This window comes from Hamadaea sp. NPDC051192 (genome assembly GCF_040682475.1).
Lineage (GTDB): Bacteria > Actinomycetota > Actinomycetes > Mycobacteriales > Micromonosporaceae > Hamadaea > Hamadaea flava.
Genome location: NZ_JBFBAZ010000048.1, coordinates 35,938 through 52,961 on the forward strand (window position 1 = coordinate 35,938; position 17,024 = coordinate 52,961).

The window sequence follows — 17,024 nt, forward strand, 5'->3', positions numbered from 1 at the left end:
GCTGACGAGGACCAAGCCGGGGAGGGAGGCACCGATGGACCCGAGCGTGCTCATGAGCGAGCGGCGCCAGCTGATCAACCTGGCGTACCGCATGCTCGGCTCGCTGGCCGAGGCCGAGGACGTCGTGCAGGAGACGTACGCGCGCTGGTACGGCCTGTCCGCCGTGCAGCAGGACGAGATCGAGAACCCGGCCGCCTGGCTGACCCGGGTGGCCAGCCGGATCTGCCTCGACGTGCTCGGCTCCGCCCGGGTCCGGCGTGAGCGCTACGTCGGCGAATGGCTGCCCGAGCCGCTGCCGGAACAGGCGGACTGGGCGGCTCCGGCCGACCCGGCCGACCGGGTGACGCTGGACGAGTCGGTGAACCTCGCGTTCCTGGTCGTGCTGGAGTCGATGACCCCGGCCGAACGCGTCGCCTTCATCCTCCACGACGTCTTCCGCTACCCGTTCCCCGAAGTCGCCGACATCGTCGGGCGTACGCCGGCCGCCTGCCGGCAACTGGCGTCGTCGGCCCGCCGTCGGGTCCGCGACGCGCGTACGCCCGAGGCCCCGCCGACGTCCCCGGATCGGCGAGCCGACCTCGTCCGGGACTTCCAGGCGGCGTGGGCGGCCAAGGACATCGGCGCGCTGATCGGGCTGCTCGATCCGGCGGCGGTCGCGGTCGCCGACGGCGGCGGGATCGTCACGGCGAAGCTGGAACCGATCGAGGGCGCCGAGCAGATCGCGCGCGGTCTACTGGAGATCACCGCCCAGTTGCCGGGCCTGACGGTGGTCGCCCGGACGGTCAACGGCCAGCCCGGTCTGGTGGTGCGGGAGAACGGCGTGACGACGACGGTGATGGCCTTCGAGTTCGCCGGCGACCGCATCAGCCGCCTCTACGCCGTCCGCAATCCCGACAAGCTGCGCCCGTGGGCTTGATCCGCTGTAGCCGACCTGTAGGAAACGTGTAATCAGCGCACATACATTCCCCTTCATGAGTGCACCGACCGGCGCAAACATGAAGGGGAATGTCCTATGAGACGACGGACCCTCGCAGGCGGGCTGGCGATCGCCACGGCCGCCCTCCTGACCGTCCTGATTCCGAGCCCGGCGCACGCCGCGGTCTCCCACAAGTCGCCGTTCGACTGCGGCAAGACGTTCTACGCGAACAACTGGACGCCCGGGCACAGCCCGTCGGGCGCGATCGACTGGCAGAGCTACGGCAGCGACGCGATCAACCTCGAGACCGTACGCGCGACCGCGGCCGGCACGGCGTACTTCAAGAACGCCGGGAGCACGAGCTACGGCCAGTGGGTGGAGATCATCCACAGCGACGGCACCAGCACCCGGTACGCCCACCTCTCCTCGATGGTGAAGGCCGCCGGCACGAGCATGTCCGTCGGCCAGGGCACGAAGATCGGCAACGTCGGCACGACCGGCAACTCGAGCGCGCCGCACCTGCACTACGAGCAGCGCACCTCGGGCGGGGCGGTCGACACCAGCCCGACCGTCGAGGGCGTCACCGTGTCGCTGGGCCAGAAGAAGGCCGTCACCAGCACCAACGGCTGCGGCAGCTCGAACCCGTACACCGCCGAAGAGGTCTGCGGCAGCGGGTACGACATCATCGACTCGGCGGCGCTGGGCACCGTGGGCAAGGTCTTCCTGACCTACAACTCGAGCAACGGCTACAACTGCGTCGTCACGCTGAAGTACACGAGCGTCGGCACGGCGAGCGCGGTGTCGGCCTTCCTCGAACCGCAAGGGTCGACGCGGACCACCGACTCCGGCAGCTTCAGCTACTACGCCGGGCCGGTCAAGCGCAGCGCCCCCGGAGTATGCGTGAAGTGGGGCGGCTCCGTCGGCAGCACCACCTACACCAGCGCGTTCGAGCACTGCGGCTCGTGACGCACACCTTGAGGTAGCGAGGCCGGGCAGGATCAGTCCTGCCCGGCCTCTGCCGGCTCGGTGGTGGCAGTGTTCGCGAACCCCGGGTCGGCCGTGCCGAGGAAGTCGAGCCGGTGCAGCCCGCCGTAGGTCACCACCACGATCCCGTCCGCGTTCCAGGAGACGGCCAGGACGGCGTCGGCGAAGCGGAATGCGGCGAGCGGCTGCTTCTGGCGTACGTCCCAGACGGCGACCAGCCCGTAGCACCCGCCCGCGAGGAGCAGCATCCCGGTCGGGTCGAAGGCCATCGCCACGATCGCCTCGTCGAAGCCGTCGAGGTGGCCGCGTCCCTCCGCCCGGGTGAGGTCCAGCCAGACCCAGCCGGCCCCGTCACCCGCCGCCACGATCTCCGTCACCGGTGCGACGGCGACCGCGGTGGCCTCGTACGCGTACGGCCCGTACTCCCCGATGACGGTTCCGTCGAGGTCCACCGCCACCGAGGTGCGATCGGTGGCCGCCAGGAACACCGCCCGCCGGCCGGGGAAGAACGCCGCCGCCGCCACGTCCGGGCGTTCGAACACGAGCCGCCGAGTCTCGCAGTCCCATACCCGTAGCCGGGACGTCTTGTCGACCAGGGCGGCGAGCCGGTTGTCATCGGCGAAACACGCCCGGCCGTCCTCGGCCGTCTCGTCGAGCAGCTCGGGCTCCCCGTAGCCGACGCCGTCCCAGGTCGCCAGCCACAGCCCCGGCTTGTTCCACTTCGTGAAGACGGCCAGCCGCCCGTCGCCGGAGATCGCCAGCGCGTCCGGCCGGCCGAGGTCACGCTGCGACTGCCTTAGATCGGTCGTGTCGTGGAGGGTCACGGCGTCGACGAAATGAGTACCCATCATCGCCGTACGCCCGTCGGGCGAAAGCGCGGCCGACGCGATGGCGTACACCGGCTCGGTTTCCGGCGGCTCGGCCGCGGCCCGATCCCAGACGCGTACCGTGCCGTCGACGCTCGAACTGGCCAGCCAGGACCCGTCCGGCGCGACGGCGAGGTCGCCCACCCACCGCGAATGTCCACGAAGGATGCCCAGCGGCCGGCCGGACTCGCTCGCCCAGAGCCGGAGCGACCCGTCGTCCCCCGCCGACGCGAACCAGCTGCCGTCCGGCGCGAAGGTGATGCAGTAGACGGCGCCACGGTGGCCGGGGAACGAACGGATCTGCTCCCCCGTCAGCGCGTCGAAGCTGCGCAGACCGCCGTCCAGCGACGCGCCGAGAAGAACGGAGCGACTGTCGGGCGAGGCCCTGACAGTGGACTCCCAACCGGTGATGCGCGCCCGCTCGGTGGCCGTGGCCAGGTCCCAGACGCGTACCGTCTCATCGCCGCCGACGCTGGCCAGCCAGGTGCCGTCGGGCGCGACCGTGAGCTGGTCGACCGCGCCGCTGTGCCCACGCAACACCGGCTGCTGCCACGGCGTCGGAATCGCGGAGAGCCGGACCTCGCCGTTCGTCCGGCCGAAGGCGAGCCGGCCGTCCGGCAGCGCCGCCAGGGCGGTGACACCGGTGCCCCGCAACAGCACCCGGCCGGTCAGCGGATCCCAGACCCGCAGCACGTCGTCCGCGTCGCGCGTCGCGACCCAGCGGCCGCCCAGATCGACGGCCAAGTCCCTGATCCGCGCCGCGTGCCCGGTGAACACCGTGATCGGCTGACCCGACGCGACGTCCCAGACCCTCGCGGAGCCGTCGGCGTACGCGGCGGCGATCCAGCGCCCGTCCGGTCCGATCTGCATCGGCGTGACGAAGTGCTCCTCGTTCGTGAGGGCGGCCCGTTCGAGCCCGGTCGCGGCGTCCCAGACGCGCACGACCCGATTCCGGGCGGCCGCCAGCCACGTACCGTCCGGGGCGATGCCCAAGGCGTACACGATGGTGCCGGGCCCGGTGAGCGCGAACCGCAAGCCGGGCGGGGCCGGCGGGCACGGATCCCGCAGCCGAAGCCGCGGCCGCTCGGCCCCACCCACCTGGAGCGTCGCGGCCTGATCCGCCCAATCGGGGTCGGCGGCGAGGACCGCGAGCAGGACGTCGCTCACCGACTCCGGCGGTTTGGTCGGCGCGAGCAGATGGGCGTGGTGCCCCCAGACCTCGCGCATCCGCAGCGCGCGCGGCGTGCCGGCGGTGACCAGGTCGGCCTGCGGCGCCTCGGCCCCGGACCGCAGCAGCCGCGCCGTCGCCCAGCGCAGATCGGTGGCCACCTTCTCGGCCGCCGCCGGCCCCGACGCGCCCCGCACGTGCTCGACCACGTGATCCCACAGGTAACGGTGCTGATGATCGAGCTGCCACCAGGCGGGCTCGCCGTCGATCCGAGCCAACTCGGCGGAGACGATCTCCAGCAGCCGCCCGTGCAACCGGGCGAGTTCGTCCGGCGCCATCGACTGACGCAGATAGTCGCGCAGCACGTCGTGCATGCCCACCCGGCCGCCGTCGTCGGCGTTGAGCGTGATCAACCCGAGTCCGGCCAACCGCCGGCACAAGGCACGAGTGTCCATCTCGGCCAGTCCAGCGCCGGCCGCCCACAACCGTCCGATCAAGTCCAGCGGGATCGCCTCGTCCTCGGCGAAGATCGTCAGCTCCCGCAACCGGGCCAGCTCGTCGGACTCCAGCAGCTCGGTGCTCGCGGTCACGGTGGCGTGCACAGCCTCCGCGCGCTGCCGCGAGTCGGACACGTCCAGTCCGCGCGCCCCGTCACCGACCGCGTCGACCGCTGCCGGTCCGCGACTCTCGATCCGCGCACAGAGTTCCGACGCGTACGCCGAAAGATCGCGTACGCCGGTCTGCTCGGCGCTGGCCAGGATGCGGTTGACCAGACTGAGCAGCAGCGCCCACCGGCCGGTCGCGGCCAGCAGCGCGTCCTCGACCGGACCGCCGATGGGAGCCGTCAGGCCCCCGACGAGCAGCCGCCGAGCCTGCGCGTCGGTCATCTGGTCGACCTTCACCGACAGCCCCCGGCCGACCATCAGCTCCTGGTTCCGCGTCGTCACGAGGCGTACGCAGTGCTTGGCGCCCAACAGGAACGGCTCGAGCTGCCGCAGCCGCCACACGTCGTCGATCACCAGCAGCCGGGGCGGTCCCTGCGACAACACGGCCGCCAGCTGCCGGCCCGCTTCCCCCGCGTCGGACGAGGCGGCGACCACGTCCGGCGGTCCGACCTGCGCGATGACCTCGTTCACCTTCGCGGCGAGATCGCCGGAGCCGGCGACGTCCCGGCCGAGCGTCACCCACGTGACATGCTCGCCGAACCGCGACCGGATCCGCGGATCGGCGCACACCATCCGCGCCAGCGTCGTCTTGCCGAACCCGCCCGCACCGTGCACCCCCGTCGTCAGGCCGACCGTCGTGGCGGCCTTCCCCGCCGGTGCGGGGCCGACCAGACCGGCGACGATCGCCTCCAGCTCGTCCGGCCGCTCCACAGTCGACTGCGTACCGGGTTGCAGCGCCATCGCCTGGCGTCGCGCGTACGACCGCCGCCACCGATCGGTCTCCGCGAAGACCGCCGCCGCGAGGCCGATCGGGCCGAGATCGCCGACCCAGTCGAGCACCAGGCGTACGCCGCGCCCGGGGAACAACAGCCCCACGAGATCCAGCCAGATCGGCAGCCACAGCACCGCCCCCACCCCGATCACGACCGACGCCGTGAGGGGGAACGCCCGCTGGATCAACCAGTGACCGGCCGCTCGCATCATGTCCCGAGTCTGAGACTCCCTTGAGGACGGCGGTACGCCCGGACGCCGCGCACCGCGTGGCTGATGCGGTGACGGGCTCGGCCGATGCGGCGAAGGCGTCCGGTCGCTCGGCGCTGTCTATGGGCCTGCGGGCGAAATCGCGCATCCGACACGGCGCGGCACACCCCCTACGGCGTCCTAGGTCACTTGTGTATTGACAAGTCTCTTTCCAGTGGGAGACCATGCCGTGAGAGCGCTCTCATAACCTCCGTCCCTACTCCCGGAGAGGCGCCTTCATGGCCACTCACCCTTCTCGCGTACGGGCCGGCGCGGCCGCCCTCGCGCTGGTAGCCGCGACCCTCGTGGCCGGCTCCGCGGGCTCCGCGACGGCCGCTCCCCCGGCGCCGGCCGGCTGGACCCAGCTGTTCGCCGACGACTTCAGCGGCGCGGCGAACACCGGCGTGAACACGACCAACTGGCTCTACGACATCGGCACCGGCTATCCCGGCGGCGCGGCCAACTGGGGCACCGGCGAGATCGAGTACATGACCAACAGCACCCAGAACGTCTACCAGGACGGGGCGGGCCACCTCGTCATCAAGCCGATCCGCGACGGCGCCGGCAACTGGACCAGCGGCCGGATCGAGACGCAGCGGACGGACTTCGCCGCGCCCGCGGGTGGCAAGCTGCGCTTCGAGGCGTCCCTGCAGCAGCCCAATGTCAGCGGCGCGGCCGCCGCCGGATACTGGCCGGCGTTCTGGTCCCTCGGCGCGGCGGCCCGCCCGGCCGGCGCGACGAAACTGGCCCGGCATCGGCGAGATCGATATATTGGAGGACATCAACGGGCGCAGCTCGGAGTTCGCCACCCTCCACTGTGGCGTCGCGCCGGGCGGCCCGTGCAACGAGTACACCGGCCTCGGCAGCGGCGAGCGGGCCTGCGGCGGCTGCCAGACCGGCTTCCACACGTACGCGATGGAGCTGGACCGCAGCGTGTCACCGGAGCAGATCCGCTGGTACCTCGACGGGAACAACTTCTTCACCGTCTACTCGAACCAGGTGGACGCCACCACCTGGAACAACGCCACGCACCACGGGTTCTTCATGATCCTCAACGTGGCGATCGGCGGCTCCTTCCCGGCCGCGTTCGGCGGCGGTCCGACGGCCGCCACCCAGTCCGGCGTGCCGATGATCGTCGACTACGTCGCGGCGTACGCGACGAGCACCGGCGGCGGCGGAACGATTCCGGCGGGGTCGGGGACGATCTCGGGTCCGGGTGGCAAGTGTGTGGACGTGGCCGGCAATGACGTCGGGGTGAACGCGGCGGCGGTGCAGTTGTGGGATTGTCAGGCGGCGGCGGTGGATCAGCATTGGCGGCACAACGCGGATCTGTCGTTGTCGACGTTGGGCCGGTGTCTGGACATCGTGGGCAACGGCACGGGGCAGGGTACGCAGGTGCAGTTGTGGGATTGCAACGGTGTCGGCGGGCAGAAGTGGGTGCAGCAGGTGGACGGGTCGTTGCGCAATCCGCAGTCGGGCCGGTGTTTGGATTCGCCCAGTGGTGCCACGGCGAACGGGACGCGGTTGCAGATCTGGGACTGTAACGGCAGTGCTGCGCAGAAGTTCACTGCGAATGGTGGTGGTCCGATCGTGGGGCCGGGTGGCAAGTGTGTGGATGTGGCCGGTGACGACGTCGGGGTGAACAACACCGCGGTGCAGTTGTGGGATTGTCAGGCGGCGGCGGTGGATCAGCATTGGCTGCGGTTGTCGGGTGGTTCGTTGCGGGCGTTGGGCCGGTGTCTGGATGTGGTGGCCGGTGGTACGGGCAACGGGGCGCTGATCCAGTTGTACGACTGCAACGGGACGGGTGCGCAGATCTGGCAGCAGCAGGCCGACGGGTCGGTGAAAAACCCGCAGTCGGGCCGCTGTCTGGACTCGCCCAGTGGTAACACCGCCAACGGGACCCGGTTGCAGATCTGGGACTGCAACGGCAGCGGCGCACAGAAGTTCGCCCTCTCCTAACCCCTAACCCCTTAACCGCTGAACCCCTTCACTGCGGATCACGGTTGTGCATGCCTCCGACCCCCGGGGAGACATGCACAACCGTGATCCGCATGGAAACGGAACGCTAGTAGTCGATCTCCGCTCTCACCCTGAGGAGCAGTCACGATGAGACTGCAACGCCCCCGCAGACTCCTTCGCATCGGCTCGGCCCTGATCCTCGCCGCAGCCACCGTCCTCATCGGCGCAACACCGGCGCACAGCGCGTACGTGCCCAAGACCCCGCCGCTCAGCACGCCCTGGACCAGCCAGGTGTCGCTGACCAACCCGCTGCCGGAGTACCCGCGGCCCCAGCTCACCCGGCCAGACTGGCAGAGCCTCAACGGCCAATGGCAGTTCGCCCACGCGACCGGGCTGACCAACCCGCCCGTCGGGCAGACCCTCGGCGAGACGATCCTCGTGCCGTACCCGGTGGAGTCGGCGCTGTCCGGAATCATGCGGCACGAGAACTACATGTGGTACCGGCGGACCTTCACCGTGCCGTCGGGCTGGTCGGGCCGCCGCGTCCAGCTCAACTTCGGCGCGGTCACCTGGCAGGCCGCGATCTGGGTGAACGGTCAGTCGGTCGGTGGCCACACCGGCGGATACGACTCCTTCAGCGTCGACGTCACCAACGCCCTCAACGGCGGGACCAACGAGATCATCGTCGGGGTCTACTCCCCCGTCGACGCGGCCGGCATACCGCTGGGCAAGCAGCGGCTGAGCCCGAGCGGGATCTTCTACACCGCCGCTTCCGGCATCTGGCAGAGCGTCTGGCTGGAGCCGACCGTCGCCGCCCACGTCACCCGGCTGGACACCACGCCTGACATCGTCGCCGGGCAGCTGGACCTGGTGGTTCAGACGGGCGGCGGGACGGCGCAGGGCGTACTGGCCGAGGTGCTCAGCGGCGGCGCGGTCGTCGGCAGCGCCACCGGTACGCCCGGCGCGCACCTGCGGGTCACCATCCCGAACGCCCGGCTGTGGAGCCCGGACGATCCGTTCCTCTACGACCTGCGCGTCACCCTCACCGGCACGGGCGGCGGTGACGTCGTCGGCGGCTACTTCGGGATGCGCTCGATCGCGAAGGCTGTCGTCAACGGCTTCCTCCGGCCGGTGCTCAACGGCCGGTTCGTGTTCCAGATCGGCACCCTCGACCAGGGCTACTGGCCCGACGGGAGCTACACCGCCCCGACGGACGCCGCCCTGGCCTTCGACCTTCAGCAGCAGAAGAACCTCGGGTTCAACACCGTCCGCAAGCACATCAAGGTCGAACCCGCGCGGTGGTACTACTGGGCCGACCGCCTCGGGCTGATGGTGTGGCAGGACATGCCGTCGATGCGTACCGGGGTGACGCCGTCCACGTCGGACCGCACGAACTTCGAGAGCGAACTGCACCGCATGGTGGACCAACTGCGCGGGATCACCTCGATCGTCCAGTGGCAGCCGTTCAACGAGGGCTGGGGCGAGTACGACCCGGCGCGCATCGCCGACCTGGTCAAGAGCTGGGACCCGACGCGCCTGGTGGACAACAACTCCGGCTCCAACTGTTGCGGCTTCGACGGCGGCAACGGCGACGCGATCGACGACCACATCTACGTCGGGCCGGGCCAGACCCAGCTGCCCAGCGCCACCCGGGTCGCCGAACTCGGCGAGTTCGGCGGCCTCGGGCTGATCGTGCCGGGCCACGAGTGGCAGGCCGGCGCCGGGTTCAGCTACGAGATGGAGCCCGACTCGGCCACGCTCACCAAGCGGTACGCCGAGGTCACCGACACGCTCCAGGGACTGATCTTCGCCCGTGGCCTGTCGGCGTCGATCTACACCGAGCCGACCGACGTGGAGAACGAGCGCAACGGGTTCTACACCTACGACCGCCAGGTCCTGAAGATGGACGCCGCCCAGGTACGCGCGGCGAACCTGGCGGTGCAGGCGGCGGCCGGCGGACTACGGCTCAACACGCTGGTGTCCCTCGGCGCGACGACGTCCTGCTGCACAACCCGCTATCTGCGGCAGAACCCGCTCGGCGTGACGGTACCGGTGACCAGCGGCAGTGACGACGTCACCAAGCAGGACACCACGTTCTGGCTGCGAGCCGGGCTGGCCGACGCCGCCTGCTACTCCTTCGAGTCCCGTGACTACCCGGGGCAGTTCCTGCGGCACTCGGCGTACCGGGTGCAGCGGGCGGTCAACGACGGCTCGTCGCTGTTCGCGCAGGACGCCACGTTCTGCGTGCGTACCGGGCACACGGCTCAGGGGGTGTCGTTCGAGTCGAAGAACTTCCCCGGCCGGTTCCTGCGGCACATCGACTCCGAGGTCTACATCGCCGCGAACGGCGGCCCGAACAGCTTCGACAACGCGGCGTCGTGGGCGGCCGACACCACCTGGCAGGTCGCCGCGCCCTGGTGGCGCAGCGGCGCGTCGCTCGCCACCGACCAGGCCGTCTCGCTGCAGGTCGTCACGGCCTGCTGCACCAACCGCTATCTGCGGCACTACAACGGTCTCGGCTACACCGAGGTGGTGACGTCGGCCAGCGACGCGACGCTCAAGGCGGACGCGACCTTCGTCGTACGCCACGGCCTGGCCGATTCGAGCTGCTATTCGTTCGAGTCGCGCAACTTCCCGGGCCAATACCTGCGGCACGCGCAGTTCCGCGTACGCAAGGACGCCAACGACGGCACGGCGACGTTCGCCCAGGACGCCACCTTCTGCGCCCAGCCGGGCCGGCTCGCCGGCTCCGACGTGACGCTGACCTCCTACAACATCGCCACCCGGGCGATCCGGCACTACGCCTCGGAGGTGTGGATCGCCGCCGAGGGCGGACCCAATTCGCCGTACGACGCCGCGGGCAGCTATGCCGCCGACGTCACCTGGCATCCGGCGGCGGCCTGGGGCTGACCTTCTCCCCCGGGCAGCCGGTCGCCTACTGGCGCGGCCGGGCGACAGCGACGTCGTCCGGCCGCCGTCCGGCGAACTCGGCCCGGTAGCGCGTCGGCGTCGTCCCCAGCGCGGCGGCGAAGTGCTCGCGCAGGCGGGTCGGCGTACCGAAGCCGGATCGGGCCGCCACCACGTCCACGCCCAGGCCGGTCGATTCCAGCAGGTGCCGGGCGCGGTCGAGGCGCTGGGTGACCAGCCATCGGTGCACGGTCGTGCCGGTACGCGCCCGGAACATCCGGGTGAAGGTGCTGCGGCTCATGTGCGCCTGCGCGGCCAGCTGATCGATGCCGAGCGGACCGTCCAGATGGGACTGGGCCCAGGTCAGCGCGCCGGTCAGCGGGTCCTCGCCGGGATGCGGCACCGGCAGCTCGATGAACTGCGCCTGGCCGCCGCTGCGGTGCGGGGCGGCGACGATGCGGCGAGCGACCCGGTTGGCGACCGCCTGACCCGACGTCCGCGCGAGCAGGTGCAGGCAGGTGTCGATGCCGGCGGTCGCCCCGGCCCCGGTGACGACGTCGCCCTCGTCGACGTACAGCTCCTCCGGGCGCAGCTCCACCGACGGGAACCGGCGGCGGAAGGTGTCGACCCATTTCCAGTGCGTCGTCGCGGCCCGCCCGTCGAGCACACCGGCGTCGGCGACCACGAAGACGCCCAGGCACAGCCCGACGATCACCGCGCCGCGTGCGTACGCGTCGCGCAAAGCGGTCAGCACCGGCTCGGGGGCGGCCGTCGCGGGATCGGCCCACCACGGCACCACCACGATGTCGGCGGCCGCCAAGGCTTCCAGTCCGGCTGGGACGTCGATGGCGTACCCGGCGCTGGTGGTCAGCCGACCTGGAGTGGGCGCTGCCACAGTGATGTCCCACGGGGTCATGTCGCCCGCCGGCGACTCCGGTCCCCACACCAAGGACGGCACGGCGAGGTGGAACGGGCTGATCCCGTCGAAGGCGAGGACCGCGGTCGCCGGGCTCATGCTGCCTCCCAGAGTCGGCCGATGACGATCAGGCGTGACCCGATTTCATATGTCGAACCTGAATCGGGTCAGCCACCATGGTGCCATGACCGAGCTGACCAGCCCAAATCTGACCGCTGCCACGCTGCGTGAGATCAGCGGCCTGCCGGCCGAACCGGCCGCCCTGTCCGCCGCCACCGTGATCTTCATCGACTACCAGAACACCTACACCCGTGGCGTCCTCGAACTCGCCGGCTGGCAGGAGGCCCTCGACAAGGCAGCCGACCTGCTGGCCCGGGCCCGGGCAGCGGGAGCCACCGTGCTCCACGTCCAGCACGACGGCGGCACCGGCAGCCCCTATGACCTCCAGCAGGAGATCGGCCAGATCCACAGTCGAGTCGTGCCGATCGCCGGCGAGCAGGTCGTGACCAAGACCGCCCCCAACGCGTTCGTGGGCACGAACCTGGGCGACCTCGTCGACGCGGCCGGACATCGGGACGTCGTGATCGCCGGGTTCATGACCCACATGTGCGTCACGTTCACCGCGGAAGGCGCGTTCCTGCGTGGCAACGCGCCCACCGTCGTCGCCGACGCCTGCGCCACCCGGCCGCTGCCCTCGGCCGCCGGCCCGACGACCGCCGCCGAGCAGCACCGCGTCGCGCTGGCCACCATCGGCGACCTGTACGCCGTCGTCGTCCCCACCGCAGCCGACCTGCGCTGACGGCCGCTACCCCGCCGTGAGACCGTGGCGGTACGCGTACCTCGTGGCATCGCCACGGTCTCGCGCGCCGATCTTGGCGAAGATGTTGTTGACGTGCGTCTTGACGGTGCTCTCTCCGATGTAGAGCGTCACGGCGATGTCGGCGTTCGCGATGCCTGACGCCATCAACCGCAACACCTCGATCTCCCGAGGAGTGAGCCGATCCGGGTTGGCCCAGCGGACGTCCAGCGCGGGCGCGCCCAGTCCGCTGACGAGCCGCTGCGACACCAGGGGGTCGAAGGTGGCCTGGCCCTGGGCGGTCGCCACGAGCGCGGCGGCTATCTGGGCGCGGTTGGCGTTCTTCGTCAGGTAGCTACGAGCGCCGGCGCGCAGCGCGGCGGCGATGGACTCGTCGTCGGCGTAGGTGGTCAGCACGATCACGGCCACCTGCGGATGCTCACGGCTGATCCGCCGGGTCGCCTCGACGCCGTCGACCCCCGGCATGCGCAGGTCCATGAGGACGACGTCGGCGACGACCGACTCCAGAAGGGTCAGCACCGCCTCGCCGTCGGCGGCCTCACCGACGACGTCGATGCCGTCGAGCAGGCCGAGCAACGCGACCAGCCCTTCCCGGACGAGGTGCTGATCGTCGGCGACGACGACCCGGAGCATCTCGGCGCTCATCTCGGCGCTCATCCAGGGACCTCCGCGGTGACCTGCCAGCCGCTGTCGCCGGGCCCGGCGCTGAGCCGCCCGCCGGCCAGTGCCAGGCGTTCGGCCATGCCGGTCAGGCCGTAGCCGCTCGGGCCGCCGCCGTCGGCGCGGGGCGCCTCGACAGGCTTGTTGTGGACGGTCAGCCGGACGGTCGCGGTGAGATAGTCGAGCGCCACGGTCACCTCCGCGCCCGGGGCGTGTTTGCCCGCGTTGGTCAGCGCCTCACGGGCGACGCCGAGCAACGCGACCGAAGCGTCCGCGGCCGGTACGCGAACGACGCCGGAGACGGTGAGCGACACCGGGTTCGCCCCGCCACCGGAGTGCTCGGCAGCCAGACGCTCGAGCGCGTCCGCCAGCGGCGGCACGTCTTCACGCAGCGCCGCCACCGCCGTACGCGCTTCGGCGAGCCCATCGATCGCCAGTCGCCGGGCTCGGCGTACGCGGGCGAGCGCATCATCCACATCGGATCGTCTGGTGAGCAGCGCGTCGGCCACCTCCAGCTGGATGGCCAGCGAACCGAGGCTGTGCGCCAGGACGTCGTGCAGCTCCCGGGCTATCCGCGTACGCTCGTCCAGCGCCGCCGCCCGAGCGTGCTCGCGGCGAGCCTCCTCCGCCTGTGCGAGGAGCAGCCGGGCGTGGTCGGCCTTGACTCGGTAGTCCCGCCGGACGAGTCCGAGCACCACGACGATGAGCACCACCGCCGCGTCAGACCCCAGATCGGTGATCGGCCGCTCCCGCAGCCACTGCCCGAGCGCCGCCGAACCGAGCGCCGCCACGGCGACCGTCAGGATCACGGCCGGCGTGGGCCGGGTGTGCGTGGCGAACCCCGCCAGCGCCACGCACACCATGATCACGCCCGTGCCGTCGTCGGTCATCGCCATCGCCTGGGCTGTGACCAGGGTCGCCCCGGCGAGAACGGCGAGCCCGGCCACCGGGCGGCGACCGTCCAACGCGAGGAACCCGAGCCAGCCCGCGAGCCCGGTGCCCACCGCCGCCCAGGCCCCGGCGGTCAACGGCGTCCGGGCGGTCAGCGGCGCGGCCACGAGCATGACCGTGCCGATGATCCGCTCCACACCCCAGGCCGACGGCCGGTACGCCGCCAACACCGAACGCGTACCCATCTAGTGGACGTCTCCTCGCCGGTGGTCAGTGCCGCAGATTGGTGATCAATTCGACCACGAGCAACCGGTATCCCACGAATACCAGCAGCGCGATCAACCCCACAACCGCGAGCCCGAGCACCGACTTGCCGTTCACCCCGTTGCCCTCTTTCTCTGTCATGGCGGCAACGGTAGGAAGTGGGCGTCTTCGCGAGGACCACCCAGCGGTGGAGATCCGGGTGGAGATCCGCGGCGGGCGGCTCGGAAATATTTCTGCGATCCCGGCGGCAATAGGAACGAACTGTTCCTAATGACCTTCTAGCTTTATCGGCATGAGAATCCTGATCGCCGGATCCACCGGCACCGTCGGCCGCCAGATCGTCGCCCAGCTCGTCGCCCAGGGGCACTCGGTCCGGGCGCTGACCCGCAACCCGGAGGCCGCCCTGCACGGCGCGGAGATGGTCGCGGGAAACCTGACCGACCCCGGCACCCTCGTCGAGGCGCTCGACGGCGTCGAGGCCATGCACCTGATCAGCTTCGACGGCGGCAGCTACCAGCCGCTGGCGACCGGGCCGGAGATCGTCGAGGTGGCGAGCCGGGCCGGCGTCAAGCGGGTGACCGTGCTCGGCGGCAAGGACGAGTCCGGTGTGGAGAAGGCGCTGCGCGACAGCGACCTGGCCTGGACGATCGTGCAGCCGGTGGAGTTCATGGGCAACGCGATGGGCTGGATTCCCGCCGTCCACGCGGGCGAGGTCAAGGAGCCGTTCATCGACCGGCGCAGCGCGATGGTGCACGAGGCGGACATCGCGGCCGTCGCCGTCGTAGGGCTGACCGAGGACGGCCACGGCGGGCAGACCTACACGGTCACCGGTCCGCAGGTGCTGACCGTGCCGGAGAAGGTCGAGATCCTGAGCCGGGCGCTCGGCAAGGAGATCGGGCTCGTCGAGCTGACCGAGGCCCAGGCCCGGGAGAAGTGGGCCGGCGAAGGACTGGCCGCCGACATCATCGACTTCCTGATCTGGGCGTACGGGAACACTCCGGAGATCGGCTACACCGTCGTGTCCACGGTGGAGGATCTGACCGGCAAGCCCGCTCGCACCTTCGCTCAGTGGTGCGCGGAGAACGCTCCGGCCTTCGCCTGATCACTGTCGAGGAAGCCGGGACGCGGCGGTCGCCGTGTCCCGGCTTCGTGCGCTGCGCTGTGCGTATCAGCTGATCATGCTGGATTGTCGCCGTGCGTGAGGGTCTCCCACCCGACGAACAGATTGTTGGTCCCGGCCGGGCGTTGCGCGAGGGTGAGGGCCTCGGTGTTGGTCATGCCGTAGCCGAGGCGGTTGTGCATGGCGTTGTAGCCGACCTCGGTGATCGGCCCGAGGCCGAGGGTGAGCGAGCCGCCGCACAGCCAGGACGGCACCGCGGCGCCGCGCTGATAGGTCGACTGGAAGCCCAGCGCCTGCCGGAGCCGCTCCCCCACCTGCGGGTAGAGGTCCTGGCCCTGGATGCGCGAGGTCTCCGCGACGTGCGAGATGGCCGAGATGCCGTAGCCGGTGTGGGTGAAGTCGCGGCAGGTCTCCTGGGTCAGCCCGGTGACGAAGGTCGACTGGCCCTGCCAGTACCCGATGATCTCGCTGCTGGTGTCGAGGCCGCTGCCAGGGACGGTGTAGGGCAGCGAGCCGTCGCTCGTGAGATAGACGTACGCGTGCACGCGGTTGAGGTAGCGCGTGACCGCGGAGTTGTAGCTCCCCCGGTCGTCGAGGAAGACCGAGATGCCGATCGCGGCCTCCATCATGGACAGCTCCCAGTTGCCGTTGCTGTTGGAGCCGTTGCGCACCTTGGGCAGGTACACGTTGCGCAGCATGGTGGCGAACCGGCCGGAGTTGGGCCACGACGAGTAGGTGTACTTGATGATCTCGGCCGCCCGGGGCCACACCGAACCGGCCCAGCCGGTCTGCAGCGGGGCGTTGGAGTTCGTGTGATCGGTGATCACCGCCGACCAGGCGTCCATGAGCTGGATCGCCTTCTGCGCGTACGCGGAGTTGCCGGAGATGTACCAGGCCAGCGCGTCCGTGTACGCCGCGATGGCGTCCTCGCGTTCGTCGGTGCACCCGTAGTTCGGGTTCGAATAGGGGCCGCATTCGACGACCGACCTCGGCGCCGGCGTACGCGACAACGACGCGTACCGGCTGGCGAGCATCGCGTTGTACGCGCTGGTCCACGGCTGCGCCCCGGCCTGCACCTTGGCCTTGACGAAGTCGAGCTGCGCCCGGCTCACGAGTACGCCCGGGTGGACGAAGCCGGCCGAGGCGCCGGGCAGCGTCCATTGCTGGTTGGCGTTGCCGCTGCACGACCAGATCTGCAACGCCGTCCCGTCGGCCGAACTCTGCCCGGTCGCGTCGAGGCACGTGCCCGACCCGGCGTTCACCAGCGCGGTGCCGGTCTGGTTCCACTTCTGGGCGTTGGTGCCGTCGCAGTCGTAGATCTGGGCCTTGGTGCCGTTCGCCGTCCCGGCCGCCGCGACGGTGAGGCATTTGCCGAGAGCCTTGACGGTGCCGTCCGCACCGACGACCCATTGCTGGGCATTGGTGCCGTTGCAGGTGTAGAGCTGCACCTGGGTTCCGTTGGCGGAGTTCGCCGCCGCCACGTCGACGCACTTGCCGCCGATCCCGGTGATCGGCCCGGTGCCGGTGACCGCGGCGGCGGCCGTCGGGGACAACTGGCTGCCGGTGACCGTCAGCGCCGCCGCTACGGCGAGCGCGGTGAGCAGCCGAAGGAGGCGGGTTTGCCGCGGGTGGGCGCGGGTGGGCATGGCGTGCTCCCTTCACAGGAGATAGCGCCTCATCAATTAGGAAGGCGTCTGAACAGATAGGCCGCCCTAGATTGCCACCCAGAGCGCCGTTCGTCAACGCATGGACACATGTCCACATATGTGGACGGTCTCGCGCCTCTCGCCCGTCCCTGGGCGCCTTTTGGGCGCTGGATCAGGGTTCCGGGTCGAATCTTGGGCCATGATTCGACCGAGAACCCTGAT

Annotated in this window: 12 protein-coding genes; 6 read left to right on the forward strand and 6 right to left on the reverse strand. The window is 70.6% G+C overall.

All coding sequences use genetic code 11. The features are described 5' to 3' along the window. Nucleotides 1-34: 34 nt before the first annotated feature. Nucleotides 35-916: an RNA polymerase sigma factor SigJ gene (gene sigJ, locus AB0M47_RS21340; protein WP_363416299.1), complete on the forward strand. Its 882-nt coding sequence runs from the start codon at nt 35-37 to the stop codon at nt 914-916. A 96-nt stretch (nt 917-1,012) separates the two neighbouring features. Continuing rightward, complete coding sequence (locus AB0M47_RS21345) at nt 1,013-1,882, forward strand: M23 family metallopeptidase (RefSeq protein ID WP_363416302.1); 870 nt, start codon at nt 1,013-1,015, stop codon at nt 1,880-1,882. A 32-nt stretch (nt 1,883-1,914) separates the two neighbouring features. On the opposite strand, the gene AB0M47_RS21350 is transcribed toward AB0M47_RS21345, so the two are convergent. Beyond that, nucleotides 1,915-5,583: an NB-ARC domain-containing protein gene (locus AB0M47_RS21350; RefSeq protein ID WP_363416305.1), complete on the reverse strand. Its 3,669-nt coding sequence runs from the start codon at nt 5,581-5,583 to the stop codon at nt 1,915-1,917. Nucleotides 5,584-6,390: 807 nt separating this feature from the next. On the opposite strand from AB0M47_RS21350, the gene AB0M47_RS21355 reads away from it, so the two are divergent. Together AB0M47_RS21355 and AB0M47_RS21360 are read left to right on the forward strand one after the other, a co-directional pair. Next, nucleotides 6,391-7,581, forward strand: a complete 1,191-nt coding sequence (locus AB0M47_RS21355) for a ricin-type beta-trefoil lectin domain protein (RefSeq protein ID WP_363416308.1) — start codon at nt 6,391-6,393, stop codon at nt 7,579-7,581. Nucleotides 7,582-7,728: 147 nt separating this feature from the next. Beyond that, nucleotides 7,729-10,491 carry an AbfB domain-containing protein gene (locus tag AB0M47_RS21360; RefSeq protein ID WP_363416310.1) on the forward strand — a complete coding sequence of 921 codons (2,763 nt, stop codon included), beginning with the start codon at nt 7,729-7,731 and terminating at the stop codon, nt 10,489-10,491. A 25-nt stretch (nt 10,492-10,516) separates the two neighbouring features. Here the strand turns inward: AB0M47_RS21360 and AB0M47_RS21365 are convergent, their stop codons facing one another. Next, nucleotides 10,517-11,503 (reverse strand): helix-turn-helix domain-containing protein, encoded by a 987-nt coding sequence (locus AB0M47_RS21365; protein ID WP_363416313.1) that lies wholly within the window; start codon nt 11,501-11,503, stop codon nt 10,517-10,519. A gap of 85 nt (nt 11,504-11,588) precedes the next feature. On the opposite strand from AB0M47_RS21365, the gene AB0M47_RS21370 reads away from it, so the two are divergent. Then, entirely contained in the window at nt 11,589-12,203 is a 615-nt protein-coding gene (locus AB0M47_RS21370; protein ID WP_363416316.1) for an isochorismatase family protein, read from the forward strand. A gap of 6 nt (nt 12,204-12,209) precedes the next feature. Here the strand turns inward: AB0M47_RS21370 and AB0M47_RS21375 are convergent, their stop codons facing one another. Genes AB0M47_RS21375 through AB0M47_RS21385 form a run of 3 tightly spaced genes read right to left on the reverse strand, consistent with a single transcriptional unit; the run spans nt 12,210 to nt 14,177 of the window. Beyond that, complete coding sequence (locus AB0M47_RS21375; protein ID WP_363416319.1) at nt 12,210-12,878, reverse strand: response regulator transcription factor; 669 nt, start codon at nt 12,876-12,878, stop codon at nt 12,210-12,212. Beyond that, a complete protein-coding gene (locus tag AB0M47_RS21380) occupies nt 12,875-14,017 on the reverse strand; it encodes a histidine kinase (RefSeq protein ID WP_363416322.1) in 1,143 nt (380 codons plus the stop codon). The genes AB0M47_RS21375 and AB0M47_RS21380 overlap by 4 nt, the downstream gene beginning before the upstream one ends. 25 nt (nt 14,018-14,042) lie before the next feature. After that, on the reverse strand, nt 14,043-14,177 hold the full coding sequence (locus AB0M47_RS21385) for a hypothetical protein (RefSeq protein ID WP_363416325.1): 135 nt from the start codon (nt 14,175-14,177) through the stop codon (nt 14,043-14,045). Nucleotides 14,178-14,328: 151 nt separating this feature from the next. On the opposite strand from AB0M47_RS21385, the gene AB0M47_RS21390 reads away from it, so the two are divergent. Then, on the forward strand, nt 14,329-15,138 hold the full coding sequence (locus AB0M47_RS21390; RefSeq protein WP_363416328.1) for an NAD(P)H-binding protein: 810 nt from the start codon (nt 14,329-14,331) through the stop codon (nt 15,136-15,138). A 74-nt stretch (nt 15,139-15,212) separates the two neighbouring features. On the opposite strand, the gene AB0M47_RS21395 is transcribed toward AB0M47_RS21390, so the two are convergent. Then, the gene (locus AB0M47_RS21395) at nt 15,213-16,802 is read right to left on the reverse strand and encodes a ricin-type beta-trefoil lectin domain protein (RefSeq protein ID WP_363416331.1); all 1,590 of its coding nucleotides are present in this window, start codon (nt 16,800-16,802) and stop codon (nt 15,213-15,215) included. Nucleotides 16,803-17,024: the final 222 nt, after the last annotated feature.